This window comes from Aquincola agrisoli (genome assembly GCF_036621135.1).
GTDB lineage: Bacteria > Pseudomonadota > Gammaproteobacteria > Burkholderiales > Burkholderiaceae_C > Aquincola > Aquincola agrisoli.
In genome coordinates, this window is the sequence record NZ_JAZIBG010000048.1 from 108,183 (window position 1) to 128,507 (window position 20,325).

The 20,325-nt window shown below is 72.0% G+C and carries 2 protein-coding genes; both read left to right on the plus strand.

Features of this window, described 5'->3' with window-relative positions:
* Nucleotides 1–30 precede the first annotated feature (30 nt).
* Nucleotides 31–648, plus strand: coding sequence for a PEP-CTERM sorting domain-containing protein (locus tag V4F39_RS22360; RefSeq protein WP_332292224.1), 618 nt, complete (start codon nucleotides 31–33; stop codon nucleotides 646–648).
* Nucleotides 649–795: 147 nt separating this feature from the next.
* Nucleotides 796–20,325 (plus strand): CARDB domain-containing protein, encoded by a 19,530-nt coding sequence (locus V4F39_RS22365; protein ID WP_332292225.1) that lies wholly within the window; start codon nucleotides 796–798, stop codon nucleotides 20,323–20,325.

Consider the following 20,325-nt stretch of genomic DNA (forward strand, 5'->3'; position numbering starts at 1 on the left):
TTTCTTTACAACAGCCCGGGAGGACGTTTGATGAGTTGTAACCGACTCGCCCTGCGGGGTCTCGTCGCGGTGTTCACCGCGCTCGGCGGCGTCGCCGCGGCACAGGCGGCCCCGGTCGTCCAGGCTGGCGCGGCCTCGGGTGCGCCCGAGGCGCTGGTGGCGCCCAGCCTGCAGTTCAGCTTCGACAGCCCCTACGCGGTCCTGTCGTTCGGGCTGCAGTTCAGCTACGACGCGAGCCTGCTGACCTTCGACGCAGCGGCCTCCAAGGTGATCCTCGACGGCGTCGAGGTGGCGTTCGGCGCGGCCATCGCGGGCCTGCCGCCGCTGGAGTTCTCGGCGACGTACGGCACCGACGAGGTCACCGGCCTGGCGTTCGCCGACTACAGCTACATCCCGATGGCCAGCGTGCCCGTCCAGCAGTCGCTGGTCTTCCTGCCCGCCTTCCGCCTCGCCGCCTCGGCGCTGCCGGGGCAGCAGACGCTGATCGAGTTCAGCGGCGACCTGGCCGACGATGCCACCGGCCTCGAGACGACCTTCGCGGTCAGCTCGGTCGTCACCGCCGTGCCCGAGCCCGCCACGTGGCTGTCGCTGTGCGCCGGCCTGGCCGCGCTCGCGGCCGCCGCGCGCCGCCGCCGCGCGGCCTGCTGACCTCGACGCACGGTCGTCGACCGGACCGGCGGTGATGGGCACCGCCGGCACTGCACGAACCTCGGCAACGCCTCGACCCGCCAGCAGGAAGGCAGCGGAACGCACCGCCTCCTGACCTGGCCGCGCCTGCCGGCTCTGGAGATTCCGATGCATCGCTCCGCTCCCCACCTGCCCGCGCGCACCCTGGCGCTCATCCAACGCGCCATCACCGGCCTGAAGCTGCCGGGCTCGCGGCCGACGGGGCGGATGCCGGAGCTGCCCGCGCTGCACTTCGAGCCGCTGGAGCAGCGGATGCTGATGTCGGCGGACCTGATGCCCGGCGCCGGCGCGAACGGCGCCCCGGCGCCGGTGGCCGCGCTGCAGGTGGCGCCGGCCGCGGCCGCGCTCTCGGTCGACCTCGCCAGCCTGCAGGGCGACGGCGGGGGCCCGCGCTTCGTCGCCGACTTCGACACCGACGACTTCAGCACGCCGCTGCAGCCGCTGTCGCCGCGCGGCAGCCTGGTGCATGCGGGCGGAGTGGCCGGCGAGCTCGCCGCGCAGGGCGAGCGCGACAGCCTGTCGCTCACGGTGGAGGCCGGCCGCTCGGTGTCGCTGCGCTTCAGCCCCGCGCTGGCCGACAGCCTGCTGCGCGCCAAGCTGGAAGTCTTCAACGCGGCCGACCAGTCGCTCGGCTTCGTCGAGGCAGGCGAGGCCGGCCAGGCGCTCGCCCTGCGCATCGCGGCCGGAGCCGGCGGCGCGCTGCGCATCGACGTCAGCAGCCTGTCGGGCGCCGGCGCCTACCAGGTCGAGCTGTTCCTCGATGCCGTGCTCGAGGGCACCGACAGCACCGGCATGGACGATGCGGTCGACCTCAGCGCCCAGCTGGCGCCGCTGCCCGGCGGCACAGGCTCCCACACCTCGATCATCGGCCGGCTCGATCCCGCGGGGCTCGCGGCGCCGCTGTACGTCGAGACCTTCGAGAACGGGCTGGCCGAGCAGTGGTCGCTGAGCTCCTCCCACGGCGACGCCACCATCGGCACGACCAGCTACTACGACAACGGCCAGGGCAGCAACGGCGGCAGCTACGGCAGCTGGGGCACCGCGCTCTACAGCGAGGGCGACCGCTACGGCGACTACGGCGGCTACGGCGGCGAGCCCACCGCCGCCACCATCGGCACGCAGGCCGTCGGCGGCTACGACGACGCGCTGAACGAGGCGATCTGGACGGTCAACGTCGCGGGCCGCAGCAACCTCCTCCTCGAATTCGACCACTGGGGCTACGACCCGGTGGCCGAGGCCTTCTCGGGCAGCGCCTTCACCGGCTCCGAGTTCGCCGACGGCATCGCGGCCAGCGTCGACGGCATCACCTGGGTGCCGGTCGCCACCCTCGCCGCGCCGGCCGACAACGGCCGTGCCCACCACACGATCGACCTCAGCGCGGCGCTCGCCGCGCACGGGCTCACGCCCACGTCCGAGCTGCGCCTGAAGTTCCAGCACGCCGACACGCCGCACACCGGCGAATTCGGCGAACTGGTGCGCAGCTACCGCTACTGGGACAACCTGACGATCCGCGAGGCCGAGACCCTGCGCCGCGTGGCGCCGGCGGCCACCACCTTCGAAGGCAGCAACCTCTTCGGCTCGCTGGACGTGCTCGGCGACGGCATCACCCCGGCCGAAGGCAGCTACCTCGACACGAACAGCGCGACGACCTGGCTGGGCGACGTCGAGGGCCAGTACCCGCTGGACACGAAGCTGGTCTTCGACCTCGGCGGCAACGTGCTCGTCAGCGACCTGGAGCTGTCCGTCGACGGCAACGACGACTACGCGGTCGACTACTCGCTCGACGGCGAGATCTGGAGCCGCCTCACCACCATCAGCCGCTATGCCGGCGAGGTCGGCTACGGCATGGAGACGCTGAGCTCGATCGACGGCGCGGCGGAGTACGAGGCCAGCATCGACTTCGAGGCCGTCGAGGCGCGGTGGCTGCGCGTGTACGCCACCGGCGGCGACGACAACTACTTCGGCGTCGGCGAAGTCCGCGTGATGACCAGCACGCAGGCCGGCGACAACCAGGACTGGCACCGCATCGACCTCGAGGCCGGCGACGTCGTGTCGCTGGCGCTGCAGTTCGCCGGCGGCCAGGCCGATGCGGGTGCGCTGCAACTGTTCGACGCCGACGGCCGCCTGCTGACCCTCGGCACCCGCACCGGCTCGACCGGCGCGGCGATCAGCGGCTTCTCGGCCCCGGCGGCGGGCACGTACTACGTGCGCGTCGGCGGCAGCCAGGCCGGCGAATACCACCTCGCGGTGACCAAGGACGTGCTGCTGGGCGGCGCCCTCTCCCGCGCCGAGGACATCACCGCGACGCCGGTGGTGGTCGACGGATTCCGGGCCCCGACCCAGGGCGGCTCCTCGGGCACGATCCGCGTCGCGGTCCACCGCGGCGACAGCACGCTGATCAGCCGCCTCAACGACAGCACGCACGGCATCCAGGCGGTGTCGGTGGCGGGCACCGACATCGACACCGCCGCCGAGCTCGCCAACTACGACGTGGTGATGATCGGCCACTCGAGCTACGAGCACGAGTTCGAGGGCTTCGCCGCGGCCTTGCGCGACTGGGTCGAGGCCGGCGGCGGCGTCATCGCCACCGGCTGGACCGTCTACGGCGCCGGCACCGGCTACGCCGGCAGCAGCGGCGACAGCAGCACCGCGATTCCCGACATCGACGCCATCGTGCCAGTCGCCACCGGCGGCCGCTACGACTCGCAGTACAGCGGCCTGCTCGACATCGGCAGCATCGCCCACCCGATCACCGAGGGCCTCGGCGACTTCTACCTCCCGAGCATCTACGTCGAGTACGCCGCCGGCGGCGCCGACCCGGGCGCCACGACGCTCGCCGAGCTGAACGGCCGTGCGGCGGTCGTCGCGGGCGAGGTGCAGTCCGGCCGCGGCGTCTACCTCGGCCCGACCTACTTCGACTACAGCTACCTCGTCCAGGGCGACCTCGACCGGCTGCTGGAGCAGGCCGTCGTCTGGGCCAGCGGCGACGGCACGCACGACTACACCGTGCGCGCGACGGCAGGCGACACGCTGACCGTCACCGCGGAGCCGGTCGGCAGCGCCGACGGCGAGCCCGGCAACACGCTGGTGCCCACGCTGGAAGTGGTCGACGAGGACAACACGGTGGTCGCCAGCTCCGCCACCGGCTCCCTCAGCTTCGTGGCCGGCGACACCGGGCGCTACCGCATCCGCCTGGGCGCCGAGAGCGGCCAGGGCGACGTCATCCTGCGCGTGGCCGGCTCCACCGCCGCCGCCGCCGACACCTTCGGCGTGAGCGCCTCGTCGGTGGACGGCCTGCTGCGCACGACCTATTTCCCCGGCTACGTCGACATCGAGTTCGGCCAGCCGCTGCTGCTCACCTCGCTGACGGCACAGAGCCTGACGATCGACGGCCAGGCCGCCTCGTCCTTCACCGTGCTGGACGGCAGCAGCGTGCGCTTCTTCTTCGACGGCAGCGCCTGGCCCGACGGCGAGCACACGCTGGCCCTGGCCGCCGGCGCGCTGACCGACATCCGCGGCCAGGCGCTGGAGGCCTGGAGCCACAGCTTCGAGCTCGACACCACGCTGCCGGTCGTCACCGCGGCCAGCATCGCGCAGCAGGGGCGCATCGACGGCACGCCGTCGATGCTGACGATCGACTTCAGCGAGGCGCTGGACACCGAGTACCTCGACAGCAGCGACGTGTCGCTGGTCGACGTGGTCACCGGCAACTCGATCGCGCTGACCTCCTTCCACTACGACGCCGAGAACCGCCGGCTCGAGCTCGGCCTGCCCGCGCTGGAGGACGGCCGCTACCAGCTCGCGCTGTGGTCGGGCTACTACGCCTTCAAGGACCTGCTCGGCCTGCCGCTGAACGGCGATCCGTCCGACCCGCTGCCGTCGGGCGGCGGCGACAACACGCCGGACAACTTCGTGCTCGACTTCATCGTCGACCAGGACGAACAGGATTTCGCCCAGCTGCCGCCCTTCGCGGCGCAGGGCTCGCTGGTGCACGGCCGCCTCGCGACCGGGGGCCTGAACGGCCAGGCCGACACCGACGCCTTCACGGTGATGCTCACCGGCGACCAGCTGCTGACCGTCTTCGCGCGCGCCACGCCCACGCCCCTCGGCGACCCGTCCGACCTGGTCATCGGCCTGAAGGTGTTCGACGCCGCCGGCAACCTCGTCGCCTCCGCCGACGGCGTGCAGGGCGAAGGCGCGGTGCTGCAGACCGTGCGCGCCGCGGGCGGCGGCCTGCTGGCCGCCGGCACCTACCGCATCGAACTGAGCAACCTCGCCGGCGACGGCGGCTACGAGCTCGGGCTGCTGCTGGGCGCCCGCGCCGAGGGCGAGCTGGCGCAGCCGGGCACGCCCAACAACACGCCCCAAACGGCGGAAGACATCGCCTCCAGCTTCGTCGACCTGGGCAACGGCGGCAGCCGCGGCGCGGTGGTCGGCTCGCTGGTCACCCCGCCGCAGGACGGCGGCGGCGGCGAGCCGGTGCTGACCGCCCAGGACGCCGACACCGAAGGCGACTACTACCGCTTCACGCTCCGGGCCGACGAGTACGCGACCATCGTGCTCGCGCCCGCGCTCGGCGGCCAGTTCGACGGCAGCCTGGTGGTCGACCTGCTCGACGCCGACGGCAACCTGCTGGCCACCAGCCACGCCCGCGGCGGCGCCGCGGTGCAGGCGATCCGCGAGTTCAAGGCCGGCGCGGCCGGCGACTACCTGCTGCGCGTGCGCGGCGACAGCGAGGCGCTCTACAACCTCACCGTCACCCGCAGCCTCTCGTTCGAGCTGCCGCAGGCCGGCGGCACGGCGCTGCAGGACATCAGCGGCACCCACCAGGCGCTGGGCCACCTCTCGGGCAGCGGCAGCGTGGGGTCGGGCGCCGTGCGCGTCGCGGTCTTCAACGGCGGCAGCGGCGCCTCGCTCGTCGCCCAGCTCAACGACGACACCTGGTTCGACTTCACCGCCACCTCGGTCACCGCCAACCAGATCGACACCGTCGAGGAGCTGTCGCAGTACGACGTGGTCGTGATCGGCGACGAGTACAACCACGGCCAGTACGGCACCTTCGCCCAGGCGCTGCGCCAGTGGGTCGAGGGCGGCGGCGGCCTCGTGGCGACGGGCTGGACCGTGTACGCCGCGGGCTCCTCCACCTCTCCCGTGCTGCCGGACATCGACGCCATCGTGCCGGTCGACACCACCGTCCGCCACAACTATTACAACGGCGGCACGGTCAACGTGGCCGACGCCAGCCACCCGGCCACCGACGGGCTCACCGACTTCCAGGTCAGCGGCTACATCGAATACTCCACCGGCGGCGCCGACCCCGGCGCGCAGACGCTGGCCACCGTCAACGGCCGCGCGTTCGCCGTCGTCGGCCAGCCGCAGGACGGCCGCAGCGCCTACCTGGGCGCCGTCTACTACGACGGCTTCGCCGGCAACAACGCCGCGCTCGACCGGCTGCTGGAGCAGACCGTCGCCTGGGCCGCCGGCGACCGCGACGACAGCTACGTGCTGCAGGTCGCGGCCGGCGACGTGCTGACGCTCACCACGCAGACACCCGGCGACGGCGGCGACACGCCGCTCAACACGCTCGCCACGCGCATCGAGCTGTACGACGCCGGCGGCACGCTGGTGGCCAGCAACGAACGCGGCGCGGCCGACGGCCGCAACGCCCTGCTGACGCACATCGCCCTGGACGGCGGCACCTACCGCGTGCGCGTGGTCGCCGTCGCCGGCGAAGGCGACTACGTGGTCTCGGTCGATGGCGCCACCGGCGGCGAACGCGAGACGGCGCCGCAGGTGGTCGCGGTCACGCCGGCCGCCGGCGCCCTGCTCTCCGCCCCGCCGACGGAGATCGTCGTCGAGCTGTCCGAGGGCGTGCGCGCCGACTCGGTGTCGGTCGACGACCTGGTGCTGGACAACGGCGGCACGGTCGTCGGCGTCGAGATGCTCGCCGGCCACCGGCTGCGCTTCCTCGTGGAGCTGCCGCCCGAAGAAGGCACGACGACCTTCCGCTTCGCCGCGGGCGCGTTCACCGACCTGCAGGGCACGCCGAGCGAGGCCTTCGAGAGCAGCTTCGTCTACGACCTCACCGGCCCGCGCGTGGTGGCTTCCTCGCCCGACGCCGCCGCCCAGCCCAACGCCCCGTTCAACACCTGGACCTTCACGTTCAACGAGAACGTGGACGCCGCCACGGTCGGCTACGACGACGTGCTCGTGTTCACCGGCCCCGCCGGGCAGAACCTGCGCAACCAGGTGCAGTCGGTCACCGCCAGCGGCAACACGCTGACGGTCACCTTCACCAACCAGTACGCGGCCGGCATCTACACGCTGGTGCTCGGGCCGGACATCCGCGACCGCGCCGGCAACCTGATGGACCAGGACGGCGACGGCATCGCCGGCGAGGCCGAGGACAGCCACACCGCCACCGTCACGCTGCGTTCGCCCGACCTCACGCCCGTCGTCGTCACCGCGCCCGCCAGCGGCAGCTTCGGCGCGCCGATCAGCGTGACCTGGACGGTGAAGAACGCCGGCAACGGCGCCACGAATGCCAGCTACTGGTACGACGGCTTCTGGCTCTCGCGCGACACCACCGTCAGCAGCGACGACATCCAGCTCAGCGACCAGTACATCGAGCTCGGCCCGCTGGCGGCCGACGGCTCCTACACCCGCACCGCCAGCTTGACGCTGCCGCTCAACACCAACTACCTCGACGGCACCTACTACCTGCTGCTGCGCACCGACCGCCACGGCTACCAGGGCGAGGCCGACGAGACCAACAACACGCTGGCCTCCGAGGCGTTCACGCTGACGGTGCCGCCGCTGCCCGACCTCGTCGCCGAGGACGTGCAGGTGGCCCCGGTGGTCGAGGCCGGCAAGGCCACCACCATCACCTGGACCACGCGCAACCAGGGCACCGCCGCCACGGCCACCGGCTGGTACGACCACATCTACCTCTCGGCCGACGCCAGCTACGGCTCGGGCGACATCTACATCGGGCAGGTCTACAACAGCAGCTCGATCGCCGCGGGCGGCACGCTGGCACGCAGCGCCAACCTCACCATCCCGCTCGCGCAGACCGGGCAGTGGCACGTCATCGTGCGCAGCGACGTCTACGACTACGTCGAGGAGTTCGCCGCCGAGGGCAACAACGAGACGGCCTCGGCCGCCACCGTCAACGTCATCGTGCCGACCGAGGACCTCGTGCCCACGGCCGTCGCCGTGCCCGAGGCCGCCACCTTCGGCGACCGCATCACCGTCGCCTGGAGCGTGCAGAACCAGGGCACCGGGCCGACGGTGGGCAACTGGACCGACCGCCTCTGGCTCTCGACCGACGACACGCGCAGCGACGACGACATCTACCTCGGCGAGTTCTCGTCCAGCGGCGACACGCCGCTGGCCGCCGGCGGCGTGTACCACCGTTCGCGCGACATCACGCTGCCGCTGCGCGGCACGCTGAACACCGGCAGCTACCGCGTGCTGGTGCAGACCGACTACTACGGCAACGAGCCCGAGACCAACGAGGCCAACAACGTGCGCGCGTCCAGCGCGATCACGCTGACGGTGCCGCCCTTCGCCGACCTGACGGTGTCGAACGTCACCGTGCCGGACGGCGTGCGCAGCGGCAACACCACCACGGTGCGCTTCACGCTGACCAACCAGGGCACGGCGCCGGCCTCCGACTTCCGCTTCCGGCTGGTGCTCACCGACAGCAACGTGCCGGGCAGCAGCAGCCACCACCTGGGCGACTTCGCGTTCAACGACACGCTGCGCCCCGGCCAGAGCATCGAGATCGCGCAGGACGTGACGCTGCCGATCTCGGCGCCCGGCAACTGGTACGTCGGCGTCACCGCCGACATCGGCAACGTCGTCTTCGAGCATGCGGCCGAGGACAACAACAGCGCGCTCAGCACGCTCACCAGCATCCCGCTGCCGCCGCTGGCCGACCTGCGCGTGACCGACATCGTCGCGCCGGCCGATGCGCTGTCGGGCCAGGTCGTGCCCATCACCTGGACGGTGACCAACCAGGGCTCCGGCAGCATCATCGGCGGCCGCTGGGTCGACCGCGTCTACCTCTCCACCGACGGCGGCGCGAGCAACGGCATCTTCGTCGGCGACTTCAGCTACGAGGGCGACCTCGCCGCGGGCGCCTCGGTCACCCGCACGCAGAACATCACCGTGCCGGGCGACCGCATCGGCAGCTATACCGTCGTCGTCCGTACCGACATCAACGGCGACAACTACGAATACGACGGCGAGGACAACAACCGCACCGTCGACAACACGACGCTGGTCGCCAGCTTCCCGCCGCTGCCCAACCTGACGGTGGCCTCGATCACCCCGCCGAGCGACGCCTTCTCCGGCACGCAGACCATCGTCTCGTGGGTCGTCACCAACACCGGCAACGGCTCGACCAGCGTCCCGCGCTGGCTCGACACCGTCGTGCTGTCGCTGAACGACGTGTACGGCGACGGCGACGACATCGTGCTCGGCAGTGTCGCCAACCCGAGCTACCTCGCCGACGGCGAGAGCTACGTCAACACCCTCACCTTCACCGTGCCGCGCGGCCTGGCGGGCGACTACCGCCTGCTGGTGAAGGCCGACGCGAACCACCAGGTCTTCGAGAACACCGCCGAGGGCGACAACGTCGGCGTCAGCGCGCTGACGCGCTTCACGCTCACGCCGCCGCCCGACCTGCGCGTCACCGCCGTGCAGGCGCCCACGCAGGCCTTCTCGGGCCAGCCGATGTCGCTGAACTGGACCGTCACCAACGCCGGCGACGGCCGCACGGCCGAGACGTCCTGGTACGACCGCGTGTACGTCTCGACGGACAACGTGTTCGATGCCGGCGACCTGGCGCTGGGCACGTTCTTCCACAGCGGCGCGCTCGACGGCGGGGAGAGCTACACCGCCACCCACAGCGTCACGCTACCGGTCGGCGAGGTCGGCGAGCGCTGGTTCTTCGTCGTCTCCGACATCTACAACAACGTCTACGAGCACGCGAACGAGAACGACAACGCGGGCGGCGAGGACACCGCGACCAACGTGGTGCTGACGCCCCCGCCGGACCTGGAGGTCTCGTCGATCACGCTGCCGGCGTCGGCGCGGGCCGGCAACACGCTGGAGTTCAGCTACTCGGTGACGAACTACGGCGCCACCGCGACCGCCGAGTCCTACTGGACCGACACCTTCTACCTGTCGGCCGACGCCGTGCTCGATGCCGGCGACCTCGTGCTCGGCACACGCGGCCACGGCGGCGTGCTGGGCGTGGACGGCTCGTACGGCGCGACCCCCGGCTTCAAGCTGCCCGACACGCTGGACGGCGCGTACTACCTCATCGTCCACACCGACTCGGGCAACCAGGTGTTCGAGGGCTTCGCGGGCGCCAACGGCGACCCGAACGCCAACAACGTCGCCGTCTCGGCGGCGCCGATCGTGGTCTCGTCGCGCCCGGCCAACCTGGTGATCGAGAGCTTCACCGCCCCAGCCACCGGCGAGGCGGGCAAGCAGATCGTCGTCACCTGGACGCTGCGCAACGCCGGCACCGGCGCCACCCAGGCCAACTACTGGATCGACCAGATCATCGCGTCGAACGACGACATCCTCGGCGACGACGACGACATCGTGCTGGCGAGCACCTCGCCCGGCGAGATCCTCGCCGCCGGGGCCACGCTGACGCAGTCGGCGGTCGTCTCGCTGCCCTTCGGCATGCAGGGCAACTACAAGCTCTTCCTGCGCGCCGATGCCACCCAGCAGGTGTTCGAAGGCAGCGGCGAAGGCGACAACGTCGCCTCGCTGCCGCTGACCGTCACGCGCGACACGCCGGACCTGGTCGTGTCGTCGCTGTCCGCGACCGCGCCGCAGGCCTACGCCGAGCCGATCGTCGTGACCTGGCGCGTCGACAACGAAGGTGACAACCGCACCAACGCCAACTACTGGAGCGACCGCGTCTGGCTCTCGCGCGACGGCACCCTCGGCAGCGGCGACGTGCTGCTGGGCACCGTGTCGCGCGGCAACCCGCTCGCCGCGGGCGAAGGCTACGACGCCACCGCGCAGTTTGCGCTTCCCAGCGGCTTCGGCGCCGGCGACTACTTCGTCATCGTCGAGACCGACGTCAACAACCTGGTCACCGAAGGTACGGCTGGCGAGGCCAACAACCTGCGCGCCAGCGCCACGCCGATCACCATCCCGCCCGAAGTGCTGGTGCCGGTGCTGCGCCCCGACCTGCGCGTCGAGCGCGTCGATGCCCCGGCCGAGGCCATCAGCGGCCAGGCGCTGCAGGTGAGCTGGACGGTGCGCAACGACAGCACCGACCCCACCGGCGCCCGCAACTGGTACGACGCGGTGTACCTCTCGCGCGACCTGGTGTTCGACCGCGCCACCGACCTCTACCTCGGCTACGCCGACCACGCCGGCGGCCTGGCGGCCGGCGCGAGCTACACCCAGACCAAGACCTTCACCGTGCCCTACGGGCAATCGGGCCCGTTCTACGTGTTCGTCGTCGCCGACGGCGGCAACGGCCTGCCCGAGCTGGTCGAGACCAACAACGCCGGCGTCGACAGCGGCTTCACCCAGGTCACGCTCGCGCCGCCGGCCGACCTGCTGGTCGGCGAGATCACGATCCCGGTGAACGCCATCCCGGGCCGCGACGCCACCATCACCTACACGGTGACCAACCAGGGCACGAACCCCGCGCTGGGCTCGTGGCGCGACTCGATCTACCTCTCCGCCGACGACACCTGGGACATCGGCGACCTGCTGTTCGGCACCGTGCAGCACAACGGCCCGGTGGCCGGCGGCGCCAGCTACACCGAGGCGCTCACTGCGGCGCTGCCGGGCCTCACGCCCGGCAACTACCGCGTCATCGTGCGCAGCGACATCCTCAACACCATCGCCGAGAGCAACGAGGGCAACAACGTCTCGGCCAGCCTGGACGCGGTCGCGATCGACGTGGAGACGCTCGCGCTCGGCACGCCGGCCAGCGGCACCATCGCGACCGGCCAGGCGGTGTTCTACAAGGTCGTCGTCGGCGCCGGCGAGACCGTGCGCGTCGTGCTCGACAGCGACGGCGAGGACAACGGCAACGAGCTGTACCTGCGCTACGGCAGCATGCCCACCCGCGGCCAGTTCGACCACACCGGCCGCGACCCCTTCGTGGCCGACCAGCTCGCGGTGATCCCGACCACCGAGGCCGGCACCTACTACGTGATGCTGTACGGCGCGGACGGCCGCGCCCCGCGCCCCTACACGCTGACGGCCAGCATCCTGCCGTTCTCGCTGCAGTCGGTGGACCAGGCGGAGGTCGGCAACGGCGGCACCGTCACGCTGCAGGTCGACGGCGCCAAGTTCGATGCGCAAACGCAGTTCGCGCTGATCAACGGCGCCGGCGAGAGCATCTTCGGCACGGTCTCGAAGCTGGAGAACAGCAGCCGCGCCTACGTCACCTTCGACGCCCGCGGCGCCGCGGCCGGCGCCTACTCGCTGGCGGCCGAGGCGGCCGACGGCACGGTGGCCCTCTACGCCGAGCAGATCCAGGTCGTCGACGGCGGCGGCGCCGAGATCGTGCGCAGCATCCAGGGGCCGGCCGAGGTCCGCCCCGGCCGCGTCATCCTGGCCAACCTGGTCTACGCCAACGAGGGCGACGCCGACACGATGGCGCCGCTGTTCATCGTCACCAGCCCGACCGGCACCCGCTTCGGCAGCACGGCCGAGAGCATCGGGCTGTCGAGCTCGGTGCAGCTGCTGGGCGTGGCGCCCAGCGGCCCGCAGGACATCCTGCGCCCCGGCGACCACCACAGCCTGCCGCTGCTGTTCGAGTCGGTCAACGCGCCGATGAGCTTCACCACCCGGGTGATCCAGGAGACGAGCACCGAGCCGATCGACTACGCGCTGCTGGAGCAGTCGCTGCGCATGCCCGGCATGACCGACACCGAGTGGCAGACGCGCTGGCTCACCCAGCTGCAGCCGCGGCTGGGCGGCACCTGGGGCGACTACGTGCGCCTGGTCAACGCGCTGAGCAAGCAGTACTCCACGCCCGAGCGCACCCTGTCCGACGTGCGCGAGCTGTTCGACATCGCGTTCACCGAGAACCCCGCGTTCCTCGCCAGCATGAGCTACAGCGGCACGCTGCAGGATGCCGACACCGGCGCCGCGATGGGCGGCGTCGAGATGGCCGTGTACCGGCAGACCGGCACGACCTACGTCTTCGCCGGCCGCACCACCACCGCGGCCGACGGCCGCTTCACCCTCGGCTACCTGCAGCCCGGCACCTACACGCTGGCGCTGGGCCGCGTGGTGCCCACCGAGGACGGCGGCACCGACATCGAGCGCCCCTACTCGTTCGACCTCAACCGCAACGGCATCGCCGACGCGGCGAGCCCCGTCTTCACGATCACCGAGGCCACCGACATCGCCGGCGCGGCGCTGTACGCCCGCCTCACGCCGGTGGAGCCGACGCCGGAGAACGTCGACCTGGCGCCCGCCATGGCGACCGACGCCAGCGGCCTGTCGCACATGGTCTGGACACGCGACGGCGTGTTCTGGCACGCCGTCAACGACGGCACGGGCTGGAAGGACGCGCAGCCGCTGCCCGGCAACGTGGCCGGCGACGGCCTGCAGCTCGCGGCCGACCCGCGGCTGATCGACGGCAACCGCGAGGGCCTGCTCGCCACCTGGCGCCAGGGCGAGGGCAACGCCGCCGAGGTCTACTACAGCGTGGGCGCGCGGCAGCCCGACGGCACCTGGCAATGGACCGCCGCCGCCAAGCTGACCGACAACGCGCAGTTCGACGGCGCATATGCCATCGGCATCGGCGCCGACGGCAAGCCGGTGCTGATGGTGCAGCGCAAGGACGCCACCAACCCGAACGACGACTTCGACCTGTACGGCGGCGAGACGGCGATCCAGGACCCGGTGTTCGTCGACGTCATCGCGCAGCAGATGGAAGAGCTGCGGGTGCTGCTCGACGCGATGTCCGATGCCGAACTGGAAGCGATGGGCGTGCACCGCATCCGCTTCTCGAAGAGCATCGGCAACGTCAACCTCGGGCCGCTGGGCTCGGTCAAGTCGGAGATCCGCGTCGACCTGCAGGCGCAGATCGACTGCACGCTGATCTTCCGCGGCAACGGCGCCTTCAAGTTCGACATCAACATCGGCGGCGTCAAGACGGAGATCGAAGGCCGCGCGGGCGGCGACGTGCGCTACGTGGCGGACCACGACACCTGCGTCTACGTGTTCAAGAGCGCGCGCATCAACGCGCAGGTCTCGGGCGCGGTCAACGTGCCGCTGTCCTTCATCCCGGTGGTCGGTACCGCGCTGACCGCCATGGGCGTGAAAGGGCGCTTCGAGGTCGCCGCGGGCGGCAACCTGGTCTGGGACGCCGGCGCGGACTTCCCCGGCTGGTGGTCGAGCGGCAGCGGCAGCTTCCGCGGCTCGGTCGGCCTGAACTGGGAAGGCAGCATCCCCTTCACCGGCCTCGAGGCCGTGGTGCGCGCGCTGATCAACGTCAACGGCAAGTGGGACGACCAGGGCCTGGGCATGCGCGAGCCGCCCATCTCCGGCACGATCCTCGTGCGCGTCAAGCACAACTGGTTCTTCGGCGGCTCCGGCTGGACCGAATACACCTACACCTACCCCGGCTCCGACATGGGCAGCACCGGGATGGACGGCGACCTGCTGACGCTGGACGACGCCATCTTCGCGGGCAACGCCTACGACACGGCCATCAGCTTCGGCTTCGACCCGCGCGCCACCGGCACGCTGAACGACTACACCGGCGCCGGCGAGACCGCCATCACCTCCAACCTGCAGAGCGAGGGCGAACCCGTCATCGCCGAAAGCCCGACGGGCGAACTGTGGGCGGCGTGGGCGTCGGAAGACGGCGTGCACGTCGCCCGCCACCAGAACGGCGCCTGGCAGCCCGCCTCGCTGGTCCCCGGCAGCGGCGGCTACAGCGCGCGCGGCCTGTCGCTGGCCTTCGACGGCAACGGCGACGCGATCGCGCTGTGGAACCGGCTCGACACCTCGGGCCTCACCACGTCCAGCAGCTCGGCGCAGATCCAGGCCGTGCTCGAAAGCGGCGGCGACCTGGTCTTCGCGCGGTTCAGCGCCGGCGCCTGGAGCGCCCCGCAGGCGCTCACCACCGCCGCGGGCGAGGAACAGTCCGCCAAGCTGGTGCGCCTGGCCAACGGCGACGTGCTCGCCGCCTGGACGCTGAGCACCGCCGGCCTCGACGCCTACATGCCCAGCGTCACGGTGCAGACCGCGCTGTGGTCGGCCGCGACCGGCACCTGGGGCGCCGTCGAGAACGTGGCCGCCGGCCGCGTGATGGGCGCGCTCAGCATCAGCCAGCAGGGCGGCAGGCCCGTGCTGGTGTGGGCCGAGGCCGTCAACAGCAGCAACGCGACCGTGCTGCGCTCCAGCACGCGGGAGACCGGCGGCTGGACCGCCGCGGGCACGCTGCAGATCGCGATCTCGCAGTCGCTCGTCGACGTCGCGCAGGCCCTGGAGGGCGGCTCGACGCTGCCGCCGGCCGACGGCGACGGCGCGCTGGAGATGGCCGGCCTGCCGCTGCCCTCGCCGCCCGAGGAGTGCTGCGACGAGGAAGACCCGCCGCCGTACGAGCCGGACCCGGTCGTGCCGCGCGACCCCAACGACATCCTCGGCCCGGCCGGTTTCGGCGAGGAGCGCTGGATCGCCGCGACCGACACGCTCGCCTACACCATCCGCTTCGAGAACGCGGCCGACGCCGCCGCCCCGGCGCAGGAGGTGGTGGTCACGCAGCAGCTCGACGCCGATCTCGACTGGCGCACCTTCCGCGTCGACGACTTCGGCTTCGGCGACCAGCGCGTCGAGCTGAGCGGCACCACGGCGTTCTACCAGGCGCGCCTGGACTTCAGCGCCACCAAGGGCTACCTGCTCGACGTGTCGGCCAGCATCGACACCGCCACCGGCATCGTCACGTGGCGGCTGACCACGCTCGATCCGGCGACGGGCGAGCTGCCGGTCGATGCGCAGCTCGGCTTCCTGCCGCCCAACCGCAACGCGGAAGGCGTCAGCGACGGCCGCGGCGAAGGCTTCCTCAGCTACACCATCAAGGCCAAGCGCACGGTGGCCACCGGCACCGTCATCGACGCCACGGCGCGCATCGTGTTCGACACCGAGGAGCCGATCGACACGCCGCCGATCTTCAACACGCTCGACGCCGGCCTGCCCAGCAGCGCCGTCACCGCGCTGCCCGCGACCACCGAGGAGCCGACCTTCCTCGTCTCCTGGAGCGGCGCCGACGCCGACGGCGGCTCGGCGCTGGCCAGCTACACGATCTACGTGTCGACCAACGGCGGGGACTGGAACCCCTGGCTCGTCAACACCACGCTGACCGAATCGCTCTACGAGGGCGTGGCCGGCAACCACTACGCGTTCTTCAGCGTGGCACGCGACAACGCGGGCAACGTGGAAGCCGTGCCCGAGACGGCCGACGCCATGATCTCCGTGGGCGCCGGCAGCGGCTCCATCGTCGGCATCGTGTTCGACGACACCGACGGCGACGGCCGCCACGACACCGGTGAAGCCGGCCTCGGCGGCTGGACGATGTTCCTCGACACCGACGGCGACGGCGTGCTCGACGAAGGCGAGCGCACCACGCTGACGGCCGCCGACGGCAGCTACCGCTTCGACGACGTCGGCGCCGGCCTCGTCACCGTCGGCCGCGTGCTGCCGCAGGGCTGGCTGTCGACCTCGCCGGCGGACAACCGCCAGGTCGTCACGGTCGTGGCCGACGGCACCGCCGAAGGCGCCGATTTCGGCAGCTTCCAGCGCATCAGCCTCGGCGGCGTGAAGTTCGACGACAGCAACGCCAACGGCGTGCTCGACGCCGGCGAGGCGCTGCTCGCGGGCTGGACGATCCAGCTCGACCGCAACGGCGACGGCAGCATCGACGCCACCGCCGTCACCGGCGCCGACGGCAGCTACCGCTTCGAGAACCTCGGGCCGGGCGTGTACCACCTCAGCGAGGTGGCGCAGGCCGGCTGGCTGCGCACCACGCCGGGCAACGGCGTGTTCAGCGTGGTCGCCACCAGCGGCCTGGCGGCGGCCGACCTGCACTTCGCGAGCGTGCGCCCGGCGAGCATCTCCGGCGTCAAGTTCGAGGATGTCGACGGCGACGGCCAGCGCGACGAAGGCGAAGGCCTGCTCGCGGGCTGGACCATCTTCCTCGACAGCAACGGCAACGGCACGCTGGACGCGGGCGAGCGCAGCACCGTCACCGGCACCGACGGCAGCTACCGCTTCGACGACCTGCTGCCCGGCAGCTACACGGTCGCCGAGGTCATGCAGGCCGGCTGGATGCAGACCGCGCCGGCCACGTCCACCGGCTCGGCCTCCATCGGCAACCAGGACCAGGCACTCGAGCTGCCGGACGCCGGCCTCGACACCGCGGCCCTGTCGCCGTCGGCCACCGCCGGCAACGGCTGGGCCAACACGCTGACCGGGCTCGACGCCTTCCGGGCCGACAGCCGCTTCAGCGGCATCACCGGCAGCGGCCTGTCGGTGGTGGTGATCGACACCGGCATCGACCTCGACCACGCCTTCTTCGGACCCGACACCGACGGCGACGGCATCGCCGACCGCATCGTCTACCAGTACGACTTCGCCAACGACGACGCCGACGCGAGCGACCGCAACAACCACGGCTCGCACATCTCCAGCATCATCGGCGGCGCCGACGGCACCTACGGCGGCGTCGCGCAAGGCGTCGACCTGATCGCGCTGAAGGTCTTCCAGGACAGCGGCAAGGGCTACTTCTCGTACCTCGAGAACGCGCTGCGCTGGGTGGTGGCGCATGCCGACGAGTTCAACGTCGGCGTGGTCAACCTGTCGCTGGGCGACGGCGGCAACTGGAACACCGCGATCGGCCGCTTCGGCCTGGCCGACGAACTGGCCGCGCTGGCCGAGAAGAACATCATCGTCACCGCCGCCTCGGGCAACAACTACGCCCAGTTCGGCGGCGCCTGGGGCGTGGCCTACCCGGCCGCCGACCCGGCGGTGCTGGCGGTGGGCGCCACCTGGGCCGGCGACCTCGGCGGCCCCTGGAACTACGCGGGCGGCGCGAGCGACTACACGACCGGTGCCGACCAGATCACCGCGTTCTCGCAGCGCGATGACGAGCTGCTCGACGTGTTCGCCCCCGGCGCGCGCCTGACCGGCGCCAACGCCAGCGGCGGCCTCACGACGATGCAGGGCACCAGCCAGGCCTCGGCCTACATGGCCGGCATCGCCGCGCTGGCGCAGGACCTGGCGCAGCAGGCGCTGGGCCGGCGCCTGTCGCTGGCGGAGTTCACGTCGCTGCTGGACAGCACCTCGCAGCAGATCGTCGACGGCGACGACGAGAACGACAACGTCCGCAACAGCGGCCTCGGCTTCAACCGCGTCGACATGCTGGCGCTGGCCGAGGCCATCCTCGCGCTGCCGGCTGGCGGCGGCACCGGCACGCCGGGCGGCAGCCCGGGCCAGGGCGGCGGCAGCACCCAGCCGCTGCCCAGCGCCGCCCCCGCGGCGCACAGCGTCACCGTGGTGGCGGGCGGCAGCGCCACCGGCCTCGACTTCGGCAATTTCAAGCTCGGCCGCATCGACGGCACGCTGTACCACGATGCCGACGCCGACGGCGTGCGGGACGCGGGCGAGGACGGCACCGGCCTCGGCGGCTTCACCGTCTTCCTCGATGCCAACGGCAACGGCGTCGCCGACGTCGGCGAGAGCACCACCCTCACCGACGCCAACGGCGCCTACCGCTTCACCGACCTCGGCCCCGGCACGCGCAGCGTCGTCGTGGCGGCCCACGGCGGCTGGAAGACCGTGGCCGGCCAGGCCGCGGCCACCATCACCAGCGGCGTGGTGGCGACACCGTCGCTGTCGGTCAACGCGCTGCCGACGATCGACCCGGTCGCCGGCACCCGCGTCGACGAGGGCAGCCCGGTGACGGTGCAGCTCGCCGGCCGCGACAGCGCGGGCGACACGCTGCGCTACGAGCTGGTGGGCGAGGTGCCGGCCGGCGCCGCCATCGGTGCCGACGGCGTGTTCAGCTGGACACCCGCCGACGGCAGCACGACGCAGACCTTCACCGTGCGTGTCACCGACCTCGCCGGCTCCATCGCCGAGCGCAGCTTCGACGTGCAGGTCGACAACGTGGCTCCGACGCTGGCGGCCACCGGCGCCGCCACCGCGTCGACCGGCCAGCCCTACGTGCTGTCGCTGTCGGCCACCGACCCCGGCGCCGACACGATCGGCCAGTGGGTGATCGACTGGGGCGACGGCCTGGTGCAGACCGTCAACGGCCACCCGGCCAGCGTCAGCCACAGCTACGCGGCGGCCGGCAGCTACCAGGTCAGCGCCACGGCGATCGACGAGGACGGCAGCTACACCGTCGCCGGCCCGCAGGTGCAGGTGGCGCAGACGCCGCTGCAGGTCACCGCGTTCGCGGCGACGAACACCGGCTTCACGCTGCGCTTCAACCGCGTGGTCGACGCCGCGTCGCTCAACCTGTACGACGCGGCCAGCCACGGCTTCGGCGCGGCCGACATCGTCTTCGCCAACGCCGCCGGCCAGCCGGTGGCGGGCAGCGTGGTGCTCGACGCCGACGGCCGCGGCCTGACCTTCGTGAAGACCGGCGGCACGCTCGCGGCCGGCGCCTACAGCGTGCGGCTGGCCAGCGGCGCCACCGCGTTCGCCGACCTCGACGGCAATGGCGACGGCACGGCTGGCGACGCGTACACCACCTCGTTCACCGCGGCGGCCGGCGGTGCCGTGCTGTCGATCGGCGAGATCGCCCGCGGCCCCGGCCAGCCGGTCGACCTGCCCGCCACCGGCTCCGGCTTCCCGATCACGCTCACCGGCGCCGCCGGCGCGAAGAACATCGTCTTCACGCTGCGCTACGACGCCAGCCTGCTGAACGTCACCGGCGTGATCAACGGCGCAGGCCTGCCCGCGGGCAGCAGCCTGATGGCCGACCTGTCGGTGGCCGGCGAGGTGCGCATCACCATCACCGCCGCCACGCCGCTGGGCGCCGGCGCGCTGGAGCTGCTGCGGCTGCAGTCCACGGTGCGCGCCGATGCACGCTACGGCGCCAGCCAGGTGCTCGACCTGAGCGCCATCAGCATCAACGGCGGCACGATCCCCGTGCGCGACGACGACGGCCTGCACGTGGTGGCCTACCTGGGCGACACCGACGGCAGCCGCGGCTACGGCACCGCCGACGTCGAGCGCCTGCAGCGCGTGCTGACCCGTGCGGACTCCGGCTTCGGCGCCTTCCCGCTGATCGACGCGATGGTGCTGGGCGACATCAACGCCAGCGGCACGCTGACCTCGCTGGACGCCGCGCGGCTGCAGCAGAAGGTCGGCGGCGCGGACCGGCCGGAGATCCCGACCATCCCGGTGCTGCCGCCGCCGGCGCCGGTGGCCCCGTCCATCGACCTCGCCGGCAGCTTCGCCGACTTCGAACTGCGCGACACTGCCAGCGCCCAGACCACGTGGCTCAGCGACTGGATGCAGCCCGCGTCCGCCACCGCCGCCGCGAAGGCCCAGGCCGCCAGCAGCCTGATCAAGCTCACACCCGCCAACGTGGCACCCGCCGCATTGCCCACCCTGAAGTGA